This window comes from Bacillus nitroreducens (assembly GCF_964021195.1).
Map to the genome: position 1 here is coordinate 2319940 of NZ_CAXHYI020000003.1, position 26466 is coordinate 2346405.

Genomic DNA, 26466 nt, shown 5'->3' on the forward strand with positions numbered 1-26466 from the left:
GATAATGCTGTAGTGTCGTTTTTATCGACATGGTCATTTTCATCCTCCTTTTTGAACACGTACCTTAATAGGTGGTGATAAAATGGACAAGCACAAACAGATTTCGATTAAAATTAACGGCAAACAGCCAAAGGTTAAGAAGGAGCAGAAAGAAAAGACTGATTTTGTCGAAACAAAAAAACCTCGTATTGTTATTGAAAATGAAGAGGTTGCAGCTGCACATGAGGAAGAAGAGGATGACTTTACTTGGGTACTTCCAGATGAAAGCTTAAAAAGCCAAACCTCAAAGGAAAAAGATATACCGGTAATTCCGATTGAAGATTTACGCCATCCAAAAACAAAAGGTCCGAGTAAAGTTCCGTTTAAACCAAATAAACCGAAAAAACCCAAAATTACTGCAGGATTTCAGCTATTTACCCTAAAACAACTTGTTGTGTCTATTGCTTTAGCGATTATCCTAGGGACAGGCTTTGGTTTTATGATTTTAAAAGTAGTTGATGATGTGAATGCAGGACCGAATGAGACGGAAGTTCCATCTCAACCTTCGACTTCTAATGGAGAAACACCTGCTACAGGAAACGAGGAAGAGACTCCTGCAAACAGTCAAGCTGCAATTGATTTAGAAACTTTTTCAGCTGGGATCATTCAGGGTGGTAAGTTTTCTACTGCTGAATCAGCAAATACAACCGTAAGCGATATTAAAGCAAAAGGTTTTGCTGCTACTTCTGTAGAAATGGATGGCGCGTTTTTTGTCATTGCAGGTATCGGCAATGAGCAAGGTTCGGTTGGTGGGATAAAAAACGAATATCAAGAATCTTTTCCAGATTTTTTTGCGAAAACGTTTGAAGTTCCTGGCGGTTCATACTCAAATGCAGGACAAGGCGATTCCGAAGCAATCAAAGTGAGTCTTCCAGTTTATAAAGAATTAGTAGCCTTATCGTCAGAAGCATTTAGTACTGGTGCACTTGATAAGGGGCAGTTAGAAAATCTCTCAACGCAAATAAATGCTGTAAAAGAAAAGAATACGGATAAACTCCATGACGATCTTAAGAAATTCCATTCTGAAATTGAGACGGCCTTTACTCAAATAAAAGCATTTGCGAATAATAGTGACCAAAAGTCATTGTGGCAATCACAGCAATCACTCTTGAATGCATTTCAAAACTATACGGTTTGGGTTTCAAAAATACAATAACCAAAATTCAATTTTGCATAGTAAAAGGGAAAGGGGGCATTTACCCTTTCCTTCTTTATGTCTTGAATTTCTCATGTTTTACATAAATCGACAAATTAACTCAAACAATAAATCATCTATAAAATTCAATTTTATATAATTGTCGAGTGATGTTTTGTTTGATACGATAAACAAGTATCTTCCAATCTGAAAATAATGAAAAAAGGGTGAAAAAACATGCAACACCTCGTTTTAGCCTCAGGTTCTCCACGACGAAAAGAACTTCTAAAAAATGTGAAACTTTCCTTCGATGTTTCCGTCAGTAATATTGATGAATCCATTGACGAAACTCTTACTCCTGAGGATAAAGTTATGACAATTGCCTATAAAAAAGCAAAAGCAATTTCAAAACAATACCCAGATTCCTATATTCTTGCAGCGGATACAGCTGTCGTGTTTCAAAACCAATTTTTAGGAAAACCTAAAAGCGAACAAGAATCAATACACACCTTAAAAACTCTCTCAAATCAAACACACGAAGTCGTAACAGGAGTTGCAATCCTTTTTAAGGATACCGAAAAAACATTCTTCGAAAGAACAGAAGTGACATTCTGGGATCTAACGGATGAGGAAATTAAAGCATATGTTGCTTCAGGCGAACCAAAGGATAAAGCAGGTTCATATGGAATTCAAGGACTTGGATCTGCACTCGTCAAACACATTAAAGGAGACTATTTCTCTGTAGTAGGATTGCCAGTGTCACGAACACTTCGTGAACTGCGTAATCTTGGATTTAAGGGGCACTTATAATAAACGAACGAATCCTATAATAGTCTAAAATTACAAGGGTTAGTCTTTCACAATACCTGTGGGTGAGGTCCAAGTATCTATTCTCATTAGATAGGAGGAACCTAATTGAAATCATCTGCACTAATGATTCGTGATTATCCTCAAGAGGAAAGGCCACGGGAACGTCTGATTTCCGATGGTCCAGGAGCTCTTTCAAACCATGAACTATTAGCAATTCTTCTTCGGACAGGGTCAAAGGAAGAATCTGTTATACAACTTTCTAACCGCTTATTACATCATTTCGAAGGATTGCGATTATTAAAGGATGCGTCAGTTGAAGAAATCACATCAATTAAGGGAATTGGAACAGCAAAAGCCGTTCAAATTATGGCTGCAATTGAGCTGGGCCACCGAATTGGCAAACTTCAGTATGAGGATCGATATGTAATCAGGTCTCCTGAGGATGGTGCTAAATATGTGATGGAAGACATGCGCTTTTTAACACAAGAACATTTTGTGTGTCTGTATTTAAACACCAAAAATCAGGTAATTCACCGTCAAACGGTATTTATTGGAAGTTTAAATGCTTCAATCGTACACCCGCGTGAGGTATACAAGGAGGCCTTTCGCAGGTCAGCAGCATCCATCATTTGTGCCCATAATCATCCTAGTGGAGACCCCGCACCAAGTAGGGAAGACATAGAGGTAACAAAGCGACTAGTTGAATGTGGTAGGATAATCGGAATTGAACTTTTGGACCATTTGATCATTGGTGAACATAAATATGTAAGTCTTAAAGAAAAGGGTTATGTATAACATTAATGTGTTAAAAAGAGGGTAAAAGGGCTGCGTTGATGTCCGACTAATACATCGGAATTTCAAGTCGTACAGCTTATAGTACCAGAAATTGAACACGTAGAAATTCAATATATCATTTTTTGCCGACTTTTTTAACATCCACTATTAATTTTTTATTTAGTACGATATAATATTGGTTATGAGTTTTTCGCATGTTAACACTCTTTGCGTATCAGAAAGGAAGATACATATATGTTTGGAATAGGTACAAGAGACCTTGGAATAGATTTAGGAACAGCTAATACACTTGTTTTTATAAAGGGTAAAGGAATTGCAGTAAGAGAGCCATCTGTAGTTGCAATGCAAACTGACACAAAACAAATTGTGGCAGTGGGAAATGACGCGAAAAATATGATCGGACGTACACCAGGTAATGTTGTTGCACTTCGTCCAATGAAGGACGGTGTCATTGCAGATTACGAAACAACAGCAACAATGATGAAATATTACATAAACCAGGCAGTAAAAACGAAAGGGTTTCTATCAAGAAAACCATACATTATGGTTTGTGTGCCTTCAGGAATTACAGCTGTTGAGCAGCGCGCGGTCATTGATGCTACACGACAAGCTGGTGCAAGGGATGCATACCCAATTGAAGAGCCTTTTGCTGCAGCCATTGGAGCGAACCTTCCTGTTTGGGAACCAACTGGTAGTATGATCGTTGATATCGGCGGTGGAACAACGGAAGTTGCGATCATCTCTTTAGGAGGAATCGTTACAAGCCAGTCGATTCGAATTGCTGGGGACGAGATGGATGATGCAATTATTCAATATATCCGTAAAACCTATAACTTAATGATTGGTGACCGCACGGCCGAAGCGATTAAGGTAGAAATTGGTTCAGCGGGTGCTCCCGAAGGTGTAGAAAATATGGAAATTCGAGGAAGAGATCTATTAACTGGATTACCAAAAACAATTGAAATTAGTGCGGAGGAAATTTCTCGTGCACTACATGATACAGTGTATGCGATTGTTGATGCTGTTAAAAATACACTTGAAAAGACACCACCTGAGCTTGCAGCAGATATTATGGATCGGGGAATTGTGCTAGCTGGTGGAGGAGCCCTTTTACGAAATTTAGATAAGGTTATTAGTGAAGAAACGAGTATGCCTGTTCTGATTGCAGAAAATCCATTGGATTGTGTAGCAATTGGAACTGGTAAGGCACTTGACCATATTCATTTATTTAAGGGAAAATCAAAGGATTTGCGATAACATAACATTTACATCAGTAGGGGTCGTTTTGATCCTTATTGATGGATAGCCTGCGGCCCAAAAGGAGTAGGTTCAAATAACGTTGTTACAAAGAATAGCGTTGTTAGTCTTTGTTCCTTTATTTTAATCGGGATTTTAGGGACAGTTCACTCCTCAATTGAATTGATGAGTGACTGTACATTAATGCGTGGGAATGACGGTAATGCAGTGGGGAATGAATCATCCCCACTTTATGTGTTGAAATTAAAAGTTTAGTTAGAGGGTGTAACACATGCCACAATTTTTTCTCAATAAACGTCTTATCATTTTACTTGTTTGCATCATCGTTCTAGTGGCATTAATTGGGTTTTCCTTACAGGACCGTAACAAATTGTCTTGGCCTGAACAGTTTTTAAAAGATTCGGTTGGCTGGGTCCAAAGTATTTTTCATCAACCGTCTCAAGCCATCGCTGGAATTATTGACAATATCAATCGAATTCAAGATACATATGAAGAGAATAAGCTGTTAAAGGAAAAGCTTGACTCCTTTGGCCAGTTAGAAGCGAAAGTCCAAGAGTTAGAAAAAGAAAATCTAGAATTACGGGAAGTACTGGAAAAAACGGAATCGCTTAGTCAATTTAATAAAATTCAAGCGACTGTAATTGGACGGAACCCTGATCAGTGGCATGAAATCATTACGGTCAATCGTGGAACGCGACATGGAGTAAAAGTAGACATGGCAGTTGTTACCTCAAAAGGGTTAATTGGCAAAGTAAAGCACGCAAATACATTTACGTCTACTATTCAGTTATTAAGTTCTCCTAACCGTATTAATCGTATTTCTGCTTATATACAAGGGGAAACGAAAATCATGGGGTTGATTGAAGGATACGACGAAGAGAAAGAAGCTCTTCTCTTTAAAATTAATACACCAGATGCCAAAATTGAAAAGGACCAAAAGGTACTCACCTCTGGATTAGGTGGTATTTTCCCTAGTGAATTGTATATTGGTGAGGTCATGGATGTTGTTCCTGATGATTATGGATTAACAAAAACAGCATATGTCAAGCCCGCCGCTGATTTTTATGAGATCGATCATGTTATAATTGTTGAAAGAACTATGATTGTTCCCGACGATGACGAAGAGGAGGAAGAATCGTGAGGCGTTTCGTTCTTCCCCTTATCTTATCTTTCGTTTTTTTACTTGAGAGTAGCTTTGTTGATTTAGTACCAGCTGAAATCTTCCATAAGGAAAATGTTTATGTTCCACGGTTTTTATTTATTTTAGTTACTTTTATTACAGTATATTATAATAAAGCCATGGGACTTCTATATGGGGCGATTTTTGGTATGGTATACGACATTGTTTACACAGAAGTGTTGGGTGTTTATTTGTTTCTATATACCATTATGGCCTATCTTATTTCCTGGGCAAGTCGAATTTTGCAAACAAATATCTTCGTCATTTCATTACTAAGTCTTGTCGGAGTTTTTGCGTTGGAATTCTGTGTGTATCTAGTGAATTTAGTAATTGGTACAACAGCGATTTCTGTTGAACGGTTTCTTCAAATACGCATGTTACCGACAATTCTATTAAATAGTATTTTTATCCTATTATTTGCTTACCCTTTTAAAAAATTACTAGGGAAGCTACATAGTGAAAAATAAGTAGATTTTATAGTCAAATGTACATATTACGATTGACTAAGTCTCAGTAAAAAAATTTGAATTTTAACAGGAAAAAGGGAGTCTCTTGTTGAAGTATATATCGTTGAGGTGAACGTCGTGAAAGGACAAAAACAGCAATATGTGACAATAAAAGGGACAAAAGACGGACTTACGTTGCATCTCGATGATTCATGTTCATTTAAAGAACTAATCTCGGATTTGGAGATCAAGCTTTCTTTGAATCGTAAAACGAATGATGATGTACCGATTGTTCCTGTTAAAGTGCAAATTGGCAATCGTTTATTAACTCAAGATCAGGAAGAAGAAATACGCTCTATTATTCGAAATAAAAAGCATCTAGTAGTAGATGAAATTGATAGTAATGTCATTACAAAACAAGAAGCAGAAGAGATGAAAAAGAAGAATGAAATCGTTTCTGTTGCTAAAGTCGTACGCTCTGGACAAGTTCTTAAAGTGGACGGGGACCTAATGCTAATTGGTGATGTGAATCCTGGTGCGACAGTGATTGCTGGAGGCAATATTTTTATATTAGGAACTTTGCGTGGAATTGCACATGCTGGTTTCAATGGAAGACAAGATGCTATTATTACAGCGTCCGTGATGAAACCAACGCAGCTTCGAATTGGTGATATAATGAATAGAGCGCCAGATTCCATCCAATCAGAGGAAAATATTATGGAATGTGCGTATGTGGATGAAAATGAGACAATTGTAGTCGATAGATTGCAACAGTTAACTCATATAAGACCTAATTTAACGAGGTTAGAAGGGGGAATCTAGCTGTGGGAGAGGCTATTGTTATTACATCAGGAAAAGGTGGAGTCGGTAAGACGACCACGTCAGCTAACGTAGGCACTTCCTTGGCTGTGCTGGGGAAACGAGTATGTTTAATAGATACAGATATTGGCCTTCGAAATTTAGATGTTGTCATGGGCTTAGAGAACCGCATCATCTATGATTTAGTTGACGTTGTTCAAGGTCGTTGTAAACTTAAACAAGCCTTAGTAAAAGATAAAAGATTCGATGACCATCTTTATTTACTGCCAGCTGCCCAAACGAGCGATAAGACAGCAGTAGAGCCTAGCCAAATGAAGAAATTGGTCGAGGAGTTAAAACAAGATTTTGATTATATTGTCATTGACTGTCCTGCTGGTATTGAACAAGGTTTTCAAAACGCAATTGCTGGAGCAGACCAAGCAATTGTCGTCACAACACCAGAGGTTTCGGCCGTTCGTGATGCTGACCGTATTATAGGATTACTAGAAAAAGAGGATGTAGCGCCACCACGTCTCATCGTAAATCGTATTCGCAATCATATGATGAAAACAGGGGAAATGCTTGATATCGATGAAATTGTTACACATCTCTCAATAGATTTGATTGGAATTGTTGCTGATGACGATGAAGTAATTAAAGCTTCAAATAATGGTGAGCCAATTGCACTAAATTCAAGTAGTAAAACAGCAATTTCATATCGAAATATTGCACGAAGAATTCTAGGAGAATCCATTCCACTTCAATCGCTTGAGAGTGATCAAAAGGGAATGTTTTCAAAGATTAAGAAATTCTTTGGCGTTCGTTAAACCACCCGTTGAAAATGGGTGGTTTTTTCATTTCGCCATGGAGATATAGTCATAACTAGGGTTCTTCTCTCATAAACTTGTACAAATCATATGGACAAGGGATGATGTGAAAATTATGAGTAATCGAGCGAATGAAATAAGAAAACGGATTGCGAAGCGAAAACGTGCGAAATACTCTGGTCCAGCTAATCCGAAAAAGACTGCACCTCCCTTTTTAGTCAGCGATGAGGACAGATATGGAGGGAGTCCATATTCCTCTTTTGAAAGCGATGGGCCAGGTGATGGAGGACATCCCCTCTTTCGTAAAGAAGTGTTTCTTTTTAAAGTGTTACTCTCTGCTATTCTCGTATTATCGGTGGGGATAATCTTTAAAAACCAGTCACCGACATTTGACAATGTCCGACAATTTGTATCAAGTACAATGGAAAGAGAATTTCAGTTTGCTGTTGTTACAGAATGGTATAAAGATACGTTTGGCAGTCCTCTTGCATTAATCCCAATCAACCAAAACAAAGAGACAGAAGATACATCACCAGGAGGTAAATATGCACTCCCTGCAGCTGGTAAAGTGACTGAAAGCTTTGAGGCAAACGGGCAAGGAATCATTGTTGAAACAGATAGTAAAGTAGTAGAGGCAATGAATGCAGGGTATGTAAAGGAAGTTTCAGTGATGGGTGAGCTAGGAAAGACCGTTGTAATCAAACATAGTGATGGTTCAGAAACATGGTATGGAAATTTAGGAACGGTTGATGTGAAACTTTACGACTATGTAGAAACAGGACAAGAGGTTGGAACGATTCAAGAACAGCAAGAAGATAACAAAGGAACCTATTATTTTGCTATAAAGCAAGGTGAAACATTTATTGATCCAATACAGGTGATAAAATTTGAATAATTATGTCAATCTCCTCAGAAAAATTGAAATACATCCATTACTTTGGCTCATAGTTGGAGTCGCAGTAGTGACAGCACATTTTAGAGAGTTATTGATGCTATTTTTTATCATATTTGTCCATGAAATGGGACATGCTGCATGTGCCCATTTTTTTTCATGGAGAATAAAAAGGATTCAACTTCTTCCTTTTGGTGGCGTAGCAGAAATGGATGAACATGGGAATCGGCCTTTAAAGGAAGAACTCATGGTTATTTTAGCAGGGCCAGCACAACATATTTGGATGGTGGCGGTTGCGTATCTTTTATTAGTTGGATCTGTTATCTCCGACAAAACATTCGATTTGTTTTTATTTCATAATCTTGTCATCTTTTTCTTTAACCTTCTACCGATTTGGCCATTAGATGGTGGTAAGCTACTTTATTTATTTTTGTCTTACCGACATTCTTTTTTTGAAGCACATAAGCGTATGCTAGTCGTGTCGAGCTTGGTAGCAGGGCTTATTTTTATTGGAATGTTGTTTTATAGTCCTAACAATCTTAATCTTTGGGTCATATTATCCTTCCTTTTCTTTTCAATTGTTATGGAATGGAGAAAGCGGCATTTTGTCTTTATGAGGTTTTTATTGGAGCGCTATTATGGGAAGCAGGATACCTTTACCAAATTGAAACCACTGGTCGTCGATGAAAATGAAATGGTCTATACCGTTCTTTCGATGTTTCAACGGGGCTGTAAGCACCCGATCGTCATTAGAAAGGATGGAGAAAAGCAACAACCACTTGATGAAAATGAACTGTTACATGCCTATTTCAATGATAAAAAGATTACCCATCCTGTTGGTGAACTCCTCTACTTGTATTAACATTGCTGAATGAGGTACATTTGTAGATAGAAATGTTAAAGGTGAGGATAAAAGTTTGAAAACGATTATTGTGAATGTAAAAACGAGTGAAAAGCGTGTAGCTGTAGTCGAGGACAACAAAGTTCTGGAATTGAATATCGCGCAACCACAGCATAAAGAAATTGTCGGAAATATTTATAAGGGGCGTGTAATTGATGTCCTTCCAGGAATGCAAGCGGCATTTGTTGATATTGGCTTAGGTAGAAATGGTTATCTAGGTAGAGAACAGCTTGTATCTTATCAACTTGCACCCCCTAGTGAAAAAGATAAAAGCATCTCTCATTTTGTGAGACAAGGTGAGGAAATTATTGTTCAGGTGACAAAGGAAGGGGCAGAGCGTAAAGGCCCTAAATTAACTGGACTAATAGAGTTTCCTGGGATTTCCCTTGTCTATTTGCCATTTGGTCAATATGTAGCAGTCTCACGGAAAATGAAAGAGGAAGAAGAAAGAGAAAGGTGGCGTCATTTTGGCCAAGCCCAGCTTGAACATTCTGAAGGTCTCATTATCCGAACTGCCTGTGAAAATCAGGAGGAACTAACTATACACAAGGAACTTGATTTCCAAAGAAGTCGATACAAAGCTCTGATGGAAAAACAGAAAAAACTGAAACCGCCTAGCCTTTTATTTGATGCGAATCATCTTGTTGATAAGATTTTACTTGAGCATAAGCTTGAGACTATTAAAGAAATTGTGATTGATGATCCTGAGGAATACAGAAAGATTAAGGAGTTTATTAGTGAAGAAAAGGTGTCATTTTACCGAGAAAAAGAAAATATTTTTTCTTTCTTTGGAGTCGAAAGGGAGATCGAAAAAGCGCTAAAACATATTGTATGGTTAGATAATGGTGCTTATCTATTAATTGAACAAACAGAAGCGTTAACAGTTATCGATGTCAATACTGGTAAATTTCAAGGAAAAGAAAATTTGCGGGATACGGTGTTTAAAACAAATATCGCTGCAGCAAGGGAAATTGCTTATCAGCTGATGCTTCGTGATCTAAGTGGAATCATTTTGATTGATTTTATTGATATGAAGCAAAATAACGAACGACAAAAAGTGATTCAAGCACTACGTTCAGTGGCAAAGGACGACCGTAATCGTGTAACAATACACGGTTTTACTTCACTCGGCATTCTCGAGATTACTCGCAAAAAGACAAGACAGAATTTGGGAGCCATTTTGCAGACAAATTGCCCTACCTGTGAAGGAACAGGTCGTATTAATTCAGCAGAAACGGTTGCCTATAAGCTTGAACGTGAATTATGGGAATTAAAAGGAATGGATCATGAAGCTGTCTGGATTGAAACGACTAAAGATGTAATAGATATTTTTAAGGGCGAAAATAGTGCTCATAAAAAAAGGTTAGAAGAGGCTCTATTGTTTCGAATTTATATGACTGAAAATGATTCACCAAGACATGAATATATCATAAGACAAATTGGAAGTAATGACGAGATTAAAGAAAGACTAAAAAATTTCTCCTAAATCGACAAATGACAATTTATATTGACTCCAATCTGTCTTTGTGATAATATTTTCATGTTATTGTTTGTAGCACCCACTGCTACAACCGCACATTCCAGGTACTTAAGTTTCCGTTCACGGAGCGCCTGTGTAGTGGCGAGTCTTAGTCCAAACTATTAGGAGGTGCAAATATGTACGCAATTATTGAAACTGGCGGAAAGCAAATTAAAGTTCAAGAAGGCCAAGAAATCTATGTTGAAAAGCTTGACGTAGAACAAGGTGGAACAGTTACTTTTGACAAAGTTTTATTCGTAGGTGGAGAAAACGTAAAAGTTGGTAGCCCAACTGTAGAAGGTGCAACTGTTACAGCTAAAGTTGAGAAACAAGGTCGCGCTAAGAAGATCGTTGTTTTCAAATACAAAGCTAAAAAGAACTACCGTAAAAAACAAGGTCACCGTCAACCTTACACTAAAGTTACAATCGAAAAAATTAACGCATAAGGCTTTCTATCATGATAAATGTAACTATTAACCGTAATAGTTCTGGTAGAATAGATTCATTCACTATGAGTGGACATGCCGAATATGATGATCCTGGAAAGGATATCGTTTGTGCAGGCGCCTCAGCTATTGCTTTTGGAGCCATTAATTCCATATATGCTTTATGTAAAGTAGAGCCAATATTGGAGCAAGAACAAAGTGGATTTCTCCGCTGCCAAATCCCACATATAGGGGATAAGGCAATAGAGGAAAAGGTACAACTTCTTCTTGAGGGAATGCTTGTATCTCTACAAACGATTGAACTTGATTATGGACAATATATGAAAATTCAATCATAAAACATTCTTAATATAGGGGGTGTAGTAAATGTTCGTAAGATTAGACCTTCAATTCTTCGCTTCTAAAAAAGGAGTAGGTAGTACTAAAAACGGTCGTGATTCAATCGCGAAACGTCTTGGTGCAAAACGTGCTGATGGTCAATTCGTTACTGGTGGATCAATTTTATACCGTCAACGCGGTACAAAAATCTATCCAGGAGTAAACGTTGGCCGTGGTGGTGACGACACTCTATTCGCAAAAGTTGACGGAGTTGTTAAATTTGAGCGTTTAGGCCGTGACCGCAAACAAGTAAGTGTATACCCAGCTGCGCAAGAAGCGTAATCGTGTAAAACTCTAACCATGTGGTTAGAGTTTTATTTTTTAGGCTCTATAATATTTGTTGGGGTTTAAACAAAATTTTGTGTGCATAAAAAAACACGCAAACTCCTCATTCTTTTATACTTGAATTGTCGAGAAACAAGTCTAAAGAATGGAGTTGCGTGTATATGGATTTTACCATGATTATTCCTGGATTAAAAGGGTCTATCCTAACCAATGTTGAAGAAGTGGGCGAAGTTATCCGCCTGTACGTTGAAATGGAGCGAAAAGTACATCGGTGCCCTAAATGTAATCAAAGGACGAGTAAAATTCATGACTATCGTATACAAAAAATTCAACACTTAAAGTGGTTTGAAAGAAAAACCCAAATCTTTTATAAGCGTAGACGATATGTCTGTGAATGTGGGAAACGTTTTTCAGAGAAAAATCCTTTTGTCATGCGTTATCAACGTACCTCAATAGAATGGAATCAAGCTATATCAATTAAAGCAATTAAAGGAAAAACATTTAAGGAAACAGCTGAAATCTACGGGTGTTCATCTTCAACCATTATACGTCGATTCGATCAAATTTCACGAAGTGAAATTCATCCGGTGGAAGAATTACCTACAGTTATAGCTATTGATGAATACAAGGGTGATACCCGCGAAGGGAAATACCAGTTAATCATTGCGAATGGGATAACAAAAGAACCGATTGATATTCTACCAAATCGTTATAAACGTACGATAAAAGACTACTTAAGAAAGCACGGATCTAGAGTGCAAATAGTCATAATGGATATGAATCATTCCTTTAAAGCAGCCGTTCAAGAGGCATTAGGTAAACCTGTTATTGTAGCTGATAGATTTCATTTTTGTCGTTACATCTATTGGGGGCTTGATGGAGTAAGACGTCGAGTACAAAACCAATTTCATGGCTACGACCGTAAAAAGTGTAAACGTATGAAACATGTCTTTCATAAAGACTGCCAACGCTTAACTAAGGATGAGAAATGGCATTTAAATCGTTACTTGGAGATGTCGAATGAACTCAAACAAGCATATGAAATTAAAGAGGCATATCGTTCTTGGTTTTTACGTGCCAAAGAAAACGGAAAAAACAGTATCAGTATGGTTAAAAAGGAATTGGAAGAACTATATAAGTTAATTGAGGATTCAAAGATACCTGAAATGATTAAAGCAATAAAGACCATACAAAATTGGCAAGTTGAAGTATTAAATAGCTTTGCCTATGAATATTCAAATGGGTTTTTAGAGGGAATTAATAATTCAACCAAAGTTCTAAAGAGAAATGCTTATGGATTTAGAGTTTTTGAACGCTTTAGGGCGAAGATTTTATTAACACACAAGTATAAAAGAATTGGGGTACATATTGGTTAACCGAGTTGGTGTGATTCTCCTCTATAAAAAATGATGAATGGTACCATCCATCATTTTTTATAGAGGCCACCAAGCGTAGCGCGGTAGCCTAAAACCCCAACATTTGATTTAGAACCATTTTTTAGAGGATGAAAATGACAACTGAGTTTCTTGAATATTACTCAGAGAACATTGTTATAACTGGGTTATGCGTTTGCGCCTACTGAATATTCACGAAGCTAATTCCATAGCGTAAGGCTGCAAGTTTGTTAACTCAAGCAATTGAAGTCTCACTCGAGTACTCAGAGTTGTGTCGCCTTGAATCTCAACTCTCAGGATGTGCTAATAGACATGTGACTGTGGAGTTCTTGTCGAACGGTCCTTTTCACCCTCTTTTAGATACATTTTGTTAAGAATCGTACATATAGAATGTAGTGTTATTTTTCAAGGTTTGATATAATTTTTAGACAAGATTCGAAATTAGGGGAAATGACATGGATACTAAATGGAGTACGATTGATGTATTAAAGCATACTCGTCACGATTGGTTAAATAAAATTCAGTTAATCAAAGGAAATATTGCACTGAATAAAATGGAACGGGTAAAGACCATAATTGAGGAAATCGTGATAGACGCTCAGAATGAAACACATCTTACAAATTTACACATTCCAACCTTTGCTGCATTAATCATGACATATAATTGGGAATCACATAAATTTCAATTAGACTATGAGGTAGTTGGCGATGTTCGAGATTTAACAAGCTACGATACAGCACTAACTGAATGGTCTATTCAATTTTTCTCTATTCTTGAAGAAACGGTTGATGAAATGGGAGAAAATCATTTATCTCTTACAATCGACTGCACAACGGAGGAAACTCGTTTCTTTTTTGATTTTAGTGGAATACTAAAGGAGAGGGAAAACTTAACAAATTGGTTGAAAAGGATGAATCAGTCAGCACAATTCCTGGAAACCATCGAGTATCATGTACATAAAGAAGAAGTAAATATCATATTACATATTGCATAAAGAATCGTGCATATAAAAGCGGAGGTTAAACATGTTTGTCGATCAAGTCAAAGTGTATGTAAAAGGTGGAGACGGTGGCAACGGTATGGTTGCGTATCGTCGTGAAAAATATGTTCCAATGGGCGGACCTGCTGGTGGAGATGGAGGAAAAGGGGCAGACGTTACGTTCGAAGTGGACGAAGGACTAAGAACCTTAATGGATTTTCGTTACCAACGTCATTTTAAGGCAAAACGTGGAGAACATGGGATGTCTAAAAATCAACATGGGAAAAATGCAGAGCCTATGGTTGTAAAAGTACCGCCTGGTACGGTCGTAACGGATGATGACACAGGTGAGGTTATTGCAGACCTTACACAACATGGTCAAAGAGCGGTCATTGCAAAGGGTGGTCGTGGAGGAAGAGGAAACTCTCGGTTTGCAACCCCTGCAAACCCAGCACCTGAAATTGCTGAAAATGGTGAACCAGGACAAGAGCGTTATGTAAGACTTGAACTTAAGGTTCTAGCCGATGTAGGCCTTGTAGGATTTCCGAGTGTAGGAAAATCAACTTTATTATCTGTTGTTTCTGCTGCAAAACCAAAAATTGCGGAATATCATTTCACAACCATTGTTCCGAACCTAGGTGTTGTGGAAACCGAGGATGGTAGAAGTTTTGTTATGGCAGATCTTCCAGGTTTAATTGAAGGAGCGCATGAAGGGGTTGGACTTGGACACCAATTTTTAAGACATATCGAACGTACAAGGGTTATCGTACATGTCATTGATATGTCAGCAATGGAAGGGCGAGATCCATACGAAGATTATCTTACAATTAATAAAGAGTTAAAGGAATACAATCTTCGATTAACAGAACGTCCACAAATCATAGTTGCAAATAAAATGGATATCCCTGAAGCAGAGGAAAATTTAAAAACATTTAAAGTAAAAGTAAAAGATGATGTAAAGATTTTTCCGATTTCTGCAATTACGAGACAAGGATTGCGTGATTTGTTATTCACAATAGCAGATTTACTTGAAACAACTCCAGAATTTCCACTTGAGGTTCAAGATGAAACTAGCAATCACCGAGTCATGTACCGCCATGAAAAAGAAGAAGTGGATTTCGTTATTTCACGAGAAAGCGATGGTTCATTTGTCATCACAGGAGAACGAGTTGAAAAACTCTTTAAGATGACTGATTTTTCAAGGGACGAGTCTGTGAAACGTTTTGCTCGCCAATTACGTGGTATGGGGATTGACGACGCACTACGTGAAAAAGGTGCAAAACATGGGGATATCGTAAAATTACTTGAATATGAATTTGAATTTATAGAATAACATGAAGTGTTCAAATGGAGGATGAAAAGAGCTACGTCGGAAAAACGCTGCGTCCTTATGTCTTGTTGATACTCGCACATCCTGTACGTTGCAATATTGCACACAGGGTGTGATAACTTTGTTGTTAAATTCAGGCGTGTTGGAAGTGTAGTAGAAATTTTTTTCGATGTGTTATTTTCACCAAACTTTTTGGATCTAAAAGAAAATGGGGAGTAGGGGGAGTAACTTGCATGGATGGTAAATTTTATCTTGTTCGTGAGGACGTACTTCCAGAAGCGGTTCGAAAAACTCTAGATGCTAAGGAATTATTGGACAGTGGGGAAGCACAGTCAATTGCAGAGGCTACACAAAAAGTAGATCTAAGTAGAAGTGCCTATTATAAATACAAGGACACTGTTTTTCCTTTTCATACAACCGTTAAGGAAAAAATAATCTCGTTGTTTTTTCATCTGGAGGACCGCTCTGGTACTCTTTCTCAATTATTAAGAACTGTAGCCGATACTGGGTGTAATGTGTTAACCATTCACCAAACAATCCCCCTTAGGGGAAAAGCGAATGTAACACTTTCCTTAAATACATCAGGCATGCATGGTGAAGTTACTGACCTCCTAGCTAAACTACGAAGACTTGAATTCGTAGATAAAGTTGAAATCCTCGGTACGGGTGCATAGGGGGAAGGACGAATGAACATTATGAATATAGGATATCTGGGACCAAATGCAACCTTCACTGCACAAGCAGTTGCTGCATTATTTCCAGATAAAGAGAGCAAGCCATATCGAACAATCCCTGCATGTATTGATGCAGTAGAAAATGGCGAAGTTGATGTTGCTGTTGTTCCTATTGAAAATACAATCGAAGGAACAGTTAATTTAACAATTGATTACTTAATACATGAAAAGCAATTGAAAATTGTTGGGGAAGTTATCATTCCCATTAAACAACATTTAATGGTACATCCCAACAACACAAATCATTGGGAAGAGGTAAAAGGTATTTATTCTCACCCTCATGCTATAGCTCAATGCCATAAATTCTTATATAAAAGCTTTTCAACTATACAGCCTATAGAAACAAGTTCAACTGGGGCAGCTGCGAAGTTTGTAAGCGAACACCCAGACGAAAACGTGGCAGCAATTGCAAATTCTATTGCAGCAAAGGAGTACGGATTAACGATTGTCAAGCAAGATATTCACGATTTTGACAATAACCATACTCGATTTGTAGTCCTACATAAAGAAATGCTAGAAATCGATATTCCTAAGAAAAATACAGGAAATAAAACAACCTTAATGGTTACATTACCTTCTGACCAAGCAGGGGCACTGCATCAAGTATTGTCAGTATTTGCTTGGAGAAAACTTAACTTATCTAAAATTGAATCAAGACCAATGAAAACCGGCTTAGGGAATTATTTCTTCTTAATCGATATTGAACAAAAAATGGATGACATCCTAATACCCAGTGCGATAGCTGAATTAGAGGCATTGGGCAGTGGCGTTACACTATTAGGAAGTTATCCTTATTATCATATTTAATTATTGTCCCATTTTTTACAGGCAGTATCTACTTCAAAAGATTATAAGATTCAAATGAAGAGACTTGGGAGTTTAACTCCCTGCAAAGTACACGAAAACAAAGAGTAAGAACTCCACGTCCATGGTGCAATATCTATATATTTACTTTGTGTGGAGGTCAACTAACCATCAGTAAGGATGAAAAACAGCTCCACAAAAGGAAATATTATTTTATTTTAGGCTCGGCATATTGTCGAGTTTTTTAATTTTATTTAACTTCTGGGTTTCATCTTACACATAAATTGTGAAGCCTATGCATAAGTTGTGATGAGAAATAGTGGCAATTTGCCTAGATTGACATAGTATGTATTGACTTATGTATAGGAGGCGAAAATCGCGTGAAAATCCATATTGTTCAAAAAGGCGACACATTATGGGAAATTGCAAAGAAGTATGGGGTCGACTTTCAAGAACTAAAAGCTGTCAATACTCAGTTAAGTAATCCAGATATGCTTATGCCAGGGATGAAAGTGAAAGTACCAACTGGTACTGTTCATGTAAAAAAAGAAGCACAAATTGGTGGGGCCAAAAAAGAAGCACAAATGAAAGAAACACAAATCAAACCTACTCCTAAAAAGGAAGAACAAATTCAGCATCCGTTTGCTGATATAACTCCAAAGCCATTTCCTGTATTGGATTTGGAAGACGAAGTTGAAGAAGAGGTTAAGGGAGTAGAAACGGGTCCTTATATTCCACAAATGCCAGTAATGCCGCAACTACCAGTTATGCCGCAGATGCCACAGATGCCACAATATCAACCATTTGAAATTGATATTAATAATTACAATATCATGCAAGCACAAATGCCAACAGCACCAACTAATGTACTTCCTGGAATGATGGAACCAGACGTAGAAGATTTAGGACCTGAGGAGGATTTTGAAGAGGTCATGCCTCAAATGCAACCACAGATGCCGCAAATGCCAATGCAACCAGCTATGTTTAATAATTATTGTGTGCCAGTGACACCTGTAATGCCTGGTTATGGTTTTAATTATGTTCCAGGAGGATACCAGGGAGGTTTTCCACCACAACCAGGGCCATTTAACCAAATGGGTGGTTTTGGGCGAGTAGAGGGTGAAAAAGAAGAGGTAAAAGAAGAGTATATTGCTCCTCAAATGACTCAAATGCCGCCACAGCCACATCCGTTTGAAATTGATATTAACAATTTCAATATCATGCAGGCACAAATGCAACAGATGCCACAAATGGTGGCAGGTGTAGAAGATGAGTTAGATGATCAACCTGAAATGCAGCAAATGCCACAAATGGCACCAATGCAGGCGCCGCTAATGCCGATGGGCAACTGTGTGCCAATAACTCCTGTAATGCCTGGATATGGCTTTAATGGAGGTTTCCCTGGACCAGGACCAGTTGGATTTGGACCTGGTATGCCGATGGCAGGCGCACCACAGCTGGTTAGTCCAGCAATGGGTAACAACCCGTTTGTTAATCCTGGATTTCCAGCACCAATGAATAATCCGCAAACACTAGGACAATTTTATAATAAAAAAGATTGTGGTTGTGGTGGACCAAAGCCAACGTTTTTAGGCCATTTCCCACAACAGGGATTCCCAATGGGACAACAAGGTTTTTCAGGACAATTTAATCCACAAATGCCGTTCCAAGGTGGATATCCAAATCCACAAATGAGACCAACCCCAATGTTTAACATGCCAGAAGTAGAAGATGATTTAGACGACTAAATTTATATAAGTTAAATTGCAAGGGCGAATTACTATTTCGTCCTTTTATTTTTTACCACTATCTTATAAAAAATGTTTGAAAATGTTATGACCTGCAAATATCTTACAGATATAATCCCCTTTGATTTAGCCAAGCTAAAAAGTGAACATATATTTTATGTTCAAATGGTCAAAGGGGGTTATTGTTTTGAGGAAAATACTTTACACTTTTTCAACTGCAGCATTATTGTTAGGTGGATTAACAGCTTGTAATACTGATCAAGGCGCAGCTCCTGATAGGGACTACGATGATCGTGCTAGACCGTTCGGTTACTATTCCAATGAGAATGAACGTGACAATAACAATAATGAACGCAATGGATATCGCGTTCGCGACAATGACGGTCCATTAACAGAGATAATGGACATTACTGGTAACAACAACAGAAAGAATAACCGTACTGGTACAACGGACAATAAAAATAATAGAACTAGCGTTTTAAACGATGAAAAAGCGAGAAAAAACCGTTCAGGGATTATGAATTATCGTGATGAACAACGCAGAAATGGGATTATGAATCAACGTAATGGTCGAACCGTTAACCCTTATAATGATGGAAATCCAAAAACTATACAAGATAATGGCCATGGACACTCAGATCGTAACTATCACGGTCATATAAACGGTAAAAATCATAATAATGACAATCAAGTACGCCCATATGGCTATTATAATGACAATGGGCATTTAGTCCGAAAGATTTCCAAACGTGCTTCTAAGGTAAAAAACGTTGAGGATGCACGTGTAATTGTAACAGACGATAATGTTTTAGTTGCGGTTGATACAAACGATAATAATAATCGTAATAATATTCAAAATGAGGTAAAAAATGCAATTCAGCCATTAGTGGGTAATCGTAATATCAATGTAGTAACAGATGAGGGTACATTTACTCGTGTACGCAATATAGATAATAATATTCGAAATGGGAATAAACGAGAGACCATTGATGCCGACATTAAAGATCTCTTTGACAATATAGGAAATACAATTAAAGAACCATTTACGAATAATCGGGGTTAATAACCAGCCATGTTAGATGTCCTTTTTTGGGCATCTTTTTTTATTTTTAAGAATTTGGGCATACTTGTGATTGAGGATGCTTGAATGAAAGCCCCAAAATTTGATTGGATAATCTTGTTAAATATGGTCACACTAATTGTGTAGGGCGCTTGTGTCATAAAAATATAAATTGTTGGCAACTAATTGTAAGAGGTGATGCCAAATGAGAACATTCGTAAAAGTAATCATTTGTTTAGCGGTTGTCTTTATATTACCTAGCTTTTCAGGAATTGGCGCAGAATTATCAGAAGAAAAAAATGAAGGAGTACAAGAGGTCAATGGACCATTAGAAATGACAGTGATTCTGGAACGTGTTTATGTAGATGGAGAGGTTAGCGAAGAAATCGTTAAAGAAACAATTCTCTCTATGGAAGATTTTTGGGCATATTATGAGGATTGGAGTTTAGTCCATCAAGATGAGGACCAGGTTGTCTTTCAACAACATATAGATGATATTTCACCATTACTCAAAACTAATGGCTATTTTGGCTTAACGGAAGATGGAATTTTATCAATTTTTAATGGGAAACCTAATGAATCCGATAGGGTGATCCAATCATTTTTTCAAATCGACACAGAAAAGCTCGAAAGCTATCAGCATGATTTATTAAAAAAAGGAATTAAGATTGGTACGAAGGACGAATATATAAATGTAATTGAAACCTATAAAACCTATACATCTTCTCCCTGAAAAGTAAATTTTTTAAAGAGACTAGGAACTTTCCTAGTCTCTATTTTATTTTAGTCTTTTACTGTCGAATATGATAAAATGGGGTACAGCAAAGAATGGGAGAGAAGAAGTTTGATTGAATTTATTAAAGGGACGGTTGACTACATAAATCCTGAATATGTTGTGATTGAAAATAATGGAATGGGTTATCAAATCTATACCCCGAATCCTTTTGTTTTTACAAAAAAAGAACAAGTTACCGTTTTTACATATCAGCATGTAAGAGAAGATTTAGTAGCTCTCTATGGCTTTAAAACACGTGACGAACGAGCGTTGTTTTTGAAATTGATCAGTGTTACTGGGATCGGTCCAAAAGGTGGGCTTGCAATTCTAGCTTCAGGAGAACCAGAGCAAGTCATTCGTGCTATCGAAAATGAAGACGAGAAATTTCTAATAAAGTTCCCTGGAGTGGGTAAAAAGACAGCACGTCAAATCATCCTAGATTTAAAAGGGAAACTCCATGACCTTATACCATCGTTACATCCTGATTTATTTTCTAATGATGATGAACTTGATAGCAGTTCTAGCTACTCAGAACTTGATGAAGCAGTTGAGGCACTTAAAGTGCTAGGCTATGCAGAAAGAGAAATTAATAAAGTATTGCCTGAATTAAGAAAAGATCAATTAACAACAGATCAATATATTAAAAAAGCTTTACAAAGACTATTAAAATAAGGGGGATGCTCTGAATGGAGGACAGAATCGTTTCAGGTAGTGCTATGTACGAAGAGTCAGCAATCGAGCAGAGCCTTAGACCGCAAACTTTATTACAATACATTGGACAGGATAAGGTCAAATCCAATTTATCTATTTTTATAGAAGCAGCCAAGATGAGACAAGAGACCTTAGACCATGTTCTTTTATATGGACCTCCAGGACTTGGGAAAACAACACTTGCTACAATCATTGCAAATGAAATGGGCGTGAATATTCGTACAACCTCTGGACCAGCGATTGAAAGGCCTGGTGATTTGGCGGCTATTTTGACAGCACTAGAACCAGGTGATGTCCTTTTTATTGATGAGATTCATCGCTTACAGCGCTCCATTGAGGAGGTTTTATACCCAGCAATGGAGGATTTTTGTTTGGATATTGTTATTGGCAAAGGAGAGGGAGCACGTTCAGTACGCCTTGACCTCCCACCATTCACTCTAGTTGGTGCGACGACTCGTGCTGGTTCGCTTTCAGCACCTCTAAGGGATAGATTCGGGGTCCTCAGTCGCCTAGAATACTATAATGAAAGTCAGTTGGCGAATATTGTAACAAGAACAGCAGAATTATTAGATGTAGAAATTGCTGAAAAAGCTGCAAATGAAATAGCCAGACGGTCAAGAGGAACCCCGAGGATCGCCAACCGTTTATTAAGAAGAGTAAGGGACTTCGCACAGGTACGTGGAAATGGTACAATCACGACAGAAATGGCAGACGAAGCGTTAGAATTGCTACAGGTTGACCGTTTAGGACTCGACCATATTGACCATAAATTACTTAAGGGAATCATTGAGAAGTTTCGTGGTGGTCCAGTTGGACTTGAGACGATTGCAGCCACAATAGGTGAAGAAGCACATACAATTGAAGATGTATATGAGCCATATTTACTTCAAATTGGCTTTTTACAGCGAACCCCTAGGGGGAGAATTGTAACGGATCTTGTTTATCGGCATTTTCAAATTGAAATTCCAAAGGAGTAGGTAATGAATCGTGGGAAAAATGCTAATGATAATGGGAGCTTTACTGTTAGTTGTTGGTTTTTTCATGCATTTTATCGGGAAACTTCCTGGTGATATAGTAGTGAAAAAGGGAAATACGACCTTTTATTTTCCGATTGTAACATCTATTATAATTAGCGTTGTTTTATCCTTAATCTTTTATGTGTTTGGCCGGTTTCGGTAGACTTAACTACATTCAAAGAGTGCGCATTTTGAATGAATGTCGTTTAAGGCTTTTGCTCCGAAATAACACCATGCCTTGGTAGCCAATTATAAATGACCAATCATTTGTGAGACTATACCGAGGCGCATTTGATATAGAAATAAGGTGAAAAATATGAAAGTAGATTTATTTGATTTTGATTTACCAGAAGAATTGATTGCTCAAACTCCATTGGAGGATAGGGAGTCATCAAGACTAATGGTAGTTGATAAAAAAACTGGTGAATTGACACATACCCATTTTCGCTCTATCCTTAACTATCTCCATGAGGGAGATTGTATTGTTTTAAATGATACACGTGTGTTGCCAGCTCGTCTATACGGAGTTAAAGCTGATACAGGAGCTAAAGTAGAAGTGCTTCTTTTAAAACAGAAAGACGGGGATACATGGGAAACATTGGTAAAGCCTGCAAAAAGAGTGAAAGAAGGGACCGTATTAACCTTCGGTGATGGACGCTTAAAAGCAACGTGTAGTGCGATAGGTGATCATGGTGGAAGAATGCTGGATTTTCACTATGAAGGAATTTTTTATGAAGTGTTGGATACGTTAGGCGAAATGCCACTACCACCCTATATTCATGAACAACTAGATGATAAAGAACGCTACCAAACTGTATATGCCAAGCATCGGGGGTCTGCTGCAGCACCTACTGCTGGCCTTCATTTTACAGAAGAACTGCTTGAAGAGATCCGGAACAAAGGTATACATATAGCGTTTATTACATTGCACGTTGGATTGGGAACTTTTCGCCCTGTAAGTTCCGATACCATTGAAGGCCATGATATGCATTCGGAATTTTATCAGATGAGTGATGAAACAGCTAATTTGTTAAACGCTGTAAAAGCAAACGGTGGAAGGATCTTTTCTGTCGGCACTACTTCTACAAGAACTCTTGAAACCATTGTGAAAAAGAACAATGGTACATTTGTAGAATCAAGTGGATGGACAAATATTTTTATTTATCCAGGATATGAATATGAGGCGATCGATGGTCTTATTACAAATTTCCATCTTCCAAAATCAACATTGATTATGTTAGTAAGTGCATTAGCAGGACGTGAGAATATTCTTCGTGCTTATAACGAGGCAGTCAAAGAACGTTACCGTTTCTTTAGTTTCGGTGACGCAATGCTCATTAAATAAAAACTCTTAAAAATTGGGTGTATGAAACTAACCACCCACGAAAAAGGAGACATCTATAAGTGACACCTATTAGATACGAACATATTAAAACTTGTAAGCAGACAGGTGCAAGACTTGGAATCGTGCATACACCACACGGATCCTTTGAAACACCTGCATTCATGCCAGTTGGAACCCTTGCAACAGTCAAAACAATGTCACCAGAAGACCTCAAGGAGATGGGCTCTGGCATTATTTTAAGCAATACGTATCATCTTTGGTTACGACCTGGTCATGAAATCATAAGAGAGGCAGGTGGCCTCCATAAATTCATGAATTGGGACAGGGCAATCCTTACAGATTCAGGTGGATTCCAAGTATTTAGCTTAAGTGAATTTAGGGAAATCAAGGAAGAAGGCGTTCACTTTCGAAATCATTTAAATGGAGAAAAGTTATTTTTGTCACCTGAAAAAGCAATGGAAATTCAAAATGCGCTAGGATCCGATATCATGATGGCTTTTGATGAATGTCCTCCATATCCAGCTACATTTGAATACATGAAAAAGTCGGTGGAGCGGACAAGCCGTTGGGCTGAAAGATGTTTAGAGGCGCATAGCCGTCCACATGATCAAGGACTATTTGGCATTGTTCAGGGTGGAGAATATGAAGAGCTTCGCAAACAGAGTGCAAGAGATTTAGTATCCATGGATTTTCCTGGATATGCAATTGGCGGACTATCTGTTGGTGAACCTAAAGACGTGATGAACCGAGTTCTAGAGTTTACAACGCCACTCCTGCCAACTGATAAGCCTAGGTATTTAATGGGGGTTGGTTCACCTGATTCACTCATTGATGGATCAATCCGTGGAGTCGATATGTTTGACTGTGTTCTTCCGACTAGAATCGCTCGTAATGGTACCTTGATGACAAGTAAGGGAAGATTAGTGGTCAAAAATGCGGAATATGCACGTGATTTCCGACCACTAGATGAAAATTGTGATTGTTATACTTGTAAAAATTATAGCCGTGCCTATATTAGACATTTAATTAAAACAAGTGAAACATTTGGAATCAGACTTACTACTTATCATAATCTGCATTTTCTGTTAAAATTAATGGAGCAAGTCAGACAAGCGATTCGAGAAGATCGTCTTGGTGACTTCCGTGAAGAATTTTTTGAGCAGTATGGTTTTAATAAACCAAATGCAAAAAATTTCTAATAAAGACATGTTAAAAGAGAAATGAACGGGAGGTGAAATGAATGGAAGGTATTTTAGGAACAGTTGGTCCTTTGATTCTTATGTTTGCGATTTTCTATTTTTTATTAATTCGTCCGCAACAAAAACGTCAAAAAGCTACACTTCAAATGCAATCTAATCTTCAAAAAGGGGACAAGGTTGTAACAGTTGGTGGCCTACACGGTATCATCGATTCACTTGATGAGAACAAGATCATTATTAAATGTGGTAATGCGAATCTTACATACGACAGACAAGCCGTGCGTGATGTTATCAAGGATTAATAAGGTAGTAAAAAAAGAGCGTAGTTCACGCTCTTTTTTTAGTGTATGAAATCCATTGGAATTAATGTAAGAACTTCTATAAACTAATCAAACTTAAGCTTCTCTTCTTGAAGGAGTTGTCATATTTACCCCGAAAATTCCTCCAATTATCGCTGCAGCCAAAAAGCCAGCATGATACATGATTTGTTCTGCAGTAAAAGAAGCATCGTATCCTAAAAATTGAACAAGAAATACAATCATGGAATACAAAAGACCAGTACCCCCACCAATTAACCAGCCTTTTTCTTTTCCCTTTCCTCCTGAAACAAAACCGCCTACGAAAAGAGCAAGGAAAGAAGCGCCTAATATAACCCAGGAAATAGAAGATTCCTGTAGAGATGTGAATTTAAGTAATAATGAAATAAGTAAGCTAGAAACAATGACAATCAAAAAAATGGCGACAACCCCATAAACCATTGCAACCCCTAATTTTCTCATATAGATTCTCCCCCTCTATTTAATGAACGTAACCCTTAGTACGAGCATATTCATGTCCCAATTAATTTAGAATAAAAAGTACAAACTTTTCATGGCCTACTTTTTTGTACTGAAATCCCTTAAATCATGTTTTATATAGAACTGCACAAACTAAGTTGAGAAATGTTTGAAATTACACATGAGGGGATATGGAAAGGAGGGGCTATCGGTTTGGAGGAATATTTAATAATCGTAGGAAGGACAATTCTACTTTATGTGATTCTTTGGTCAATATTTAGGTTGATGGGTAAGCGAGAAATTGGAGAGTTAAGCCTTTTGGATTTAATTGTATCGTTGATGATTGCAGAAATGGCTGTCATAGGCATCGAAAGTACAAAGGACCCCATCTTACACTCGGTTATTCCAATGGTTTTACTTATGGGAATCCAATATATGCTCGCTCTTCTATCATTAAAAAGTAAAAAACTTAGGGAAATTATCGATGGACGCCCAACTGTTATAATTAATAAAGGGAAGATAGACGAACATGCGATGAGAAAGCAGCGATATAATCTCGATGATTTGCTCATGCAACTCCGTGAAAAAAGTGTGAAAAACCTTGCTGATGTTGAATTTGCTATCTTAGAGCCCTCTGGTGAACTATCCGTTTTAGCAAAAGATCAAAATCAATCAAAGGAAATGCCCACAGATTATTCGATTGATTTACCGTTAGTCCTTGATGGAGAAGTTCAACAAGAACATTTAAAACAAATTAATAAGACAGAATTCTGGTTGCGTTCTGAATTGAAGAAGCTAGGGCATCATCATGTTAAAAACATCTCGTATTGTGGGTATCATGAAGGAAAAATACATGTAGATATTATGGACGAGAAAAGGTAACCAG

General features: G+C 37.6%; 30 protein-coding genes and 1 other annotated feature. Of the genes, 29 read left to right on the top strand and 1 reads right to left on the bottom strand.

The features are described 5' to 3' along the window. The first annotated feature begins 82 nt into the window (after window positions 1–82). The 28 genes from ACWPVE_RS15065 (at window position 83) to yajC (ending at window position 25106) form a co-directional block, all read left to right on the top strand. Window positions 83–1195, top strand: coding sequence for a hypothetical protein (locus ACWPVE_RS15065; RefSeq protein WP_453994679.1), 1113 nt, complete (start codon window positions 83–85; stop codon window positions 1193–1195). Window positions 1196–1411: 216 nt separating this feature from the next. Beyond that, window positions 1412–1984 (top strand): Maf family protein, encoded by a 573-nt coding sequence (locus tag ACWPVE_RS15070; protein WP_453994681.1) that lies wholly within the window; start codon window positions 1412–1414, stop codon window positions 1982–1984. 123 nt (window positions 1985–2107) lie between these two features. Continuing rightward, window positions 2108–2779 carry a RadC family protein gene (gene radC, locus ACWPVE_RS15075; protein WP_453997564.1) on the top strand — a complete coding sequence of 224 codons (672 nt, stop codon included), beginning with the start codon at window positions 2108–2110 and terminating at the stop codon, window positions 2777–2779. 234 nt (window positions 2780–3013) lie between these two features. Continuing rightward, window positions 3014–4036, top strand: coding sequence for a rod shape-determining protein (locus tag ACWPVE_RS15080; RefSeq protein ID WP_453994683.1), 1023 nt, complete (start codon window positions 3014–3016; stop codon window positions 4034–4036). A gap of 271 nt (window positions 4037–4307) precedes the next feature. Beyond that, entirely contained in the window at window positions 4308–5177 is an 870-nt protein-coding gene (gene mreC / locus ACWPVE_RS15085; protein WP_453994685.1) for a rod shape-determining protein MreC, read from the top strand. Next, complete coding sequence (mreD, locus tag ACWPVE_RS15090) at window positions 5174–5683, top strand: rod shape-determining protein MreD (protein ID WP_453994687.1); 510 nt, start codon at window positions 5174–5176, stop codon at window positions 5681–5683. The genes mreC and mreD overlap by 4 nt, the downstream gene beginning before the upstream one ends. Before the next feature lie 108 nt (window positions 5684–5791). Further along, window positions 5792–6484: a septum site-determining protein MinC gene (gene minC, locus ACWPVE_RS15095; protein WP_453994689.1), complete on the top strand. Its 693-nt coding sequence runs from the start codon at window positions 5792–5794 to the stop codon at window positions 6482–6484. Between the two features lie 2 nt (window positions 6485–6486). Beyond that, entirely contained in the window at window positions 6487–7287 is an 801-nt protein-coding gene (gene minD / locus ACWPVE_RS15100) for a septum site-determining protein MinD (RefSeq protein WP_453994691.1), read from the top strand. 115 nt (window positions 7288–7402) lie between these two features. Beyond that, a complete protein-coding gene (locus ACWPVE_RS15105) occupies window positions 7403–8182 on the top strand; it encodes a peptidoglycan DD-metalloendopeptidase family protein (protein ID WP_453994693.1) in 780 nt (259 codons plus the stop codon). Then, window positions 8175–9041, top strand: coding sequence for a M50 family metallopeptidase (locus tag ACWPVE_RS15110; RefSeq protein WP_453994695.1), 867 nt, complete (start codon window positions 8175–8177; stop codon window positions 9039–9041). Before ACWPVE_RS15105 ends, ACWPVE_RS15110 begins: the two co-directional genes overlap by 8 nt. A gap of 55 nt (window positions 9042–9096) precedes the next feature. Then, entirely contained in the window at window positions 9097–10566 is a 1470-nt protein-coding gene (locus ACWPVE_RS15115; protein WP_453994697.1) for an Rne/Rng family ribonuclease, read from the top strand. 73 nt (window positions 10567–10639) lie between these two features. Next, window positions 10640–10719 (top strand) — a sequence feature (ribosomal protein L21 leader region). A gap of 17 nt (window positions 10720–10736) precedes the next feature. Further along, window positions 10737–11045, top strand: coding sequence for a 50S ribosomal protein L21 (rplU, locus tag ACWPVE_RS15120; RefSeq protein ID WP_453994699.1), 309 nt, complete (start codon window positions 10737–10739; stop codon window positions 11043–11045). Window positions 11046–11056: 11 nt separating this feature from the next. Beyond that, the gene (locus tag ACWPVE_RS15125; protein WP_453994701.1) at window positions 11057–11383 is read left to right on the top strand and encodes a ribosomal-processing cysteine protease Prp; all 327 of its coding nucleotides are present in this window, start codon (window positions 11057–11059) and stop codon (window positions 11381–11383) included. 28 nt (window positions 11384–11411) lie between these two features. Further along, a complete protein-coding gene (gene rpmA / locus ACWPVE_RS15130; RefSeq protein WP_010678277.1) occupies window positions 11412–11705 on the top strand; it encodes a 50S ribosomal protein L27 in 294 nt (97 codons plus the stop codon). Between the two features lie 158 nt (window positions 11706–11863). Further along, window positions 11864–13084, top strand: a complete 1221-nt coding sequence (locus ACWPVE_RS15135; protein WP_453991135.1) for an ISL3 family transposase — start codon at window positions 11864–11866, stop codon at window positions 13082–13084. Window positions 13085–13557: 473 nt separating this feature from the next. Beyond that, entirely contained in the window at window positions 13558–14097 is a 540-nt protein-coding gene (locus ACWPVE_RS15140) for a Spo0B C-terminal domain-containing protein (RefSeq protein ID WP_453994703.1), read from the top strand. A gap of 31 nt (window positions 14098–14128) precedes the next feature. Beyond that, window positions 14129–15415 carry a GTPase ObgE gene (gene obgE / locus ACWPVE_RS15145; protein WP_453994705.1) on the top strand — a complete coding sequence of 429 codons (1287 nt, stop codon included), beginning with the start codon at window positions 14129–14131 and terminating at the stop codon, window positions 15413–15415. Window positions 15416–15645: 230 nt separating this feature from the next. Then, on the top strand, window positions 15646–16086 hold the full coding sequence (locus ACWPVE_RS15150; protein ID WP_453994707.1) for an ACT domain-containing protein: 441 nt from the start codon (window positions 15646–15648) through the stop codon (window positions 16084–16086). Between the two features lie 21 nt (window positions 16087–16107). Then, window positions 16108–16953 carry a prephenate dehydratase gene (gene pheA, locus ACWPVE_RS15155; RefSeq protein WP_453997566.1) on the top strand — a complete coding sequence of 282 codons (846 nt, stop codon included), beginning with the start codon at window positions 16108–16110 and terminating at the stop codon, window positions 16951–16953. Window positions 16954–17330: 377 nt separating this feature from the next. Beyond that, window positions 17331–18698 carry a SafA/ExsA family spore coat assembly protein gene (gene safA, locus ACWPVE_RS15160; RefSeq protein WP_453994709.1) on the top strand — a complete coding sequence of 456 codons (1368 nt, stop codon included), beginning with the start codon at window positions 17331–17333 and terminating at the stop codon, window positions 18696–18698. 187 nt (window positions 18699–18885) lie between these two features. Continuing rightward, a complete protein-coding gene (locus tag ACWPVE_RS15165) occupies window positions 18886–19761 on the top strand; it encodes a YhcN/YlaJ family sporulation lipoprotein (protein WP_453994711.1) in 876 nt (291 codons plus the stop codon). Window positions 19762–19963: 202 nt separating this feature from the next. Next, on the top strand, window positions 19964–20491 hold the full coding sequence (locus ACWPVE_RS15170; protein ID WP_453994713.1) for a BofC C-terminal domain-containing protein: 528 nt from the start codon (window positions 19964–19966) through the stop codon (window positions 20489–20491). 111 nt (window positions 20492–20602) lie between these two features. Continuing rightward, window positions 20603–21205, top strand: a complete 603-nt coding sequence (gene ruvA, locus ACWPVE_RS15175) for a Holliday junction branch migration protein RuvA (protein WP_453994715.1) — start codon at window positions 20603–20605, stop codon at window positions 21203–21205. Window positions 21206–21219: 14 nt separating this feature from the next. Beyond that, a complete protein-coding gene (gene ruvB / locus ACWPVE_RS15180) occupies window positions 21220–22221 on the top strand; it encodes a Holliday junction branch migration DNA helicase RuvB (RefSeq protein WP_453994717.1) in 1002 nt (333 codons plus the stop codon). A 19-nt stretch (window positions 22222–22240) separates the two neighbouring features. Next, the gene (locus tag ACWPVE_RS15185; protein WP_453997568.1) at window positions 22241–22423 is read left to right on the top strand and encodes a DUF2905 domain-containing protein; all 183 of its coding nucleotides are present in this window, start codon (window positions 22241–22243) and stop codon (window positions 22421–22423) included. 153 nt (window positions 22424–22576) lie between these two features. Next, window positions 22577–23605 carry a tRNA preQ1(34) S-adenosylmethionine ribosyltransferase-isomerase QueA gene (gene queA, locus ACWPVE_RS15190; protein WP_453994719.1) on the top strand — a complete coding sequence of 343 codons (1029 nt, stop codon included), beginning with the start codon at window positions 22577–22579 and terminating at the stop codon, window positions 23603–23605. A gap of 59 nt (window positions 23606–23664) precedes the next feature. Then, a complete protein-coding gene (gene tgt / locus ACWPVE_RS15195; RefSeq protein WP_453994721.1) occupies window positions 23665–24804 on the top strand; it encodes a tRNA guanosine(34) transglycosylase Tgt in 1140 nt (379 codons plus the stop codon). Between the two features lie 41 nt (window positions 24805–24845). After that, a complete protein-coding gene (gene yajC, locus ACWPVE_RS15200) occupies window positions 24846–25106 on the top strand; it encodes a preprotein translocase subunit YajC (RefSeq protein ID WP_453994723.1) in 261 nt (86 codons plus the stop codon). 93 nt (window positions 25107–25199) lie between these two features. Here the strand turns inward: yajC and ACWPVE_RS15205 are convergent, their stop codons facing one another. After that, complete coding sequence (locus tag ACWPVE_RS15205; RefSeq protein WP_453994725.1) at window positions 25200–25583, bottom strand: TIGR04086 family membrane protein; 384 nt, start codon at window positions 25581–25583, stop codon at window positions 25200–25202. A gap of 210 nt (window positions 25584–25793) precedes the next feature. On the opposite strand from ACWPVE_RS15205, the gene ACWPVE_RS15210 reads away from it, so the two are divergent. Beyond that, the gene (locus ACWPVE_RS15210; RefSeq protein WP_453994727.1) at window positions 25794–26462 is read left to right on the top strand and encodes a DUF421 domain-containing protein; all 669 of its coding nucleotides are present in this window, start codon (window positions 25794–25796) and stop codon (window positions 26460–26462) included. The last annotated feature ends 4 nt before the right edge of the window (window positions 26463–26466 follow it).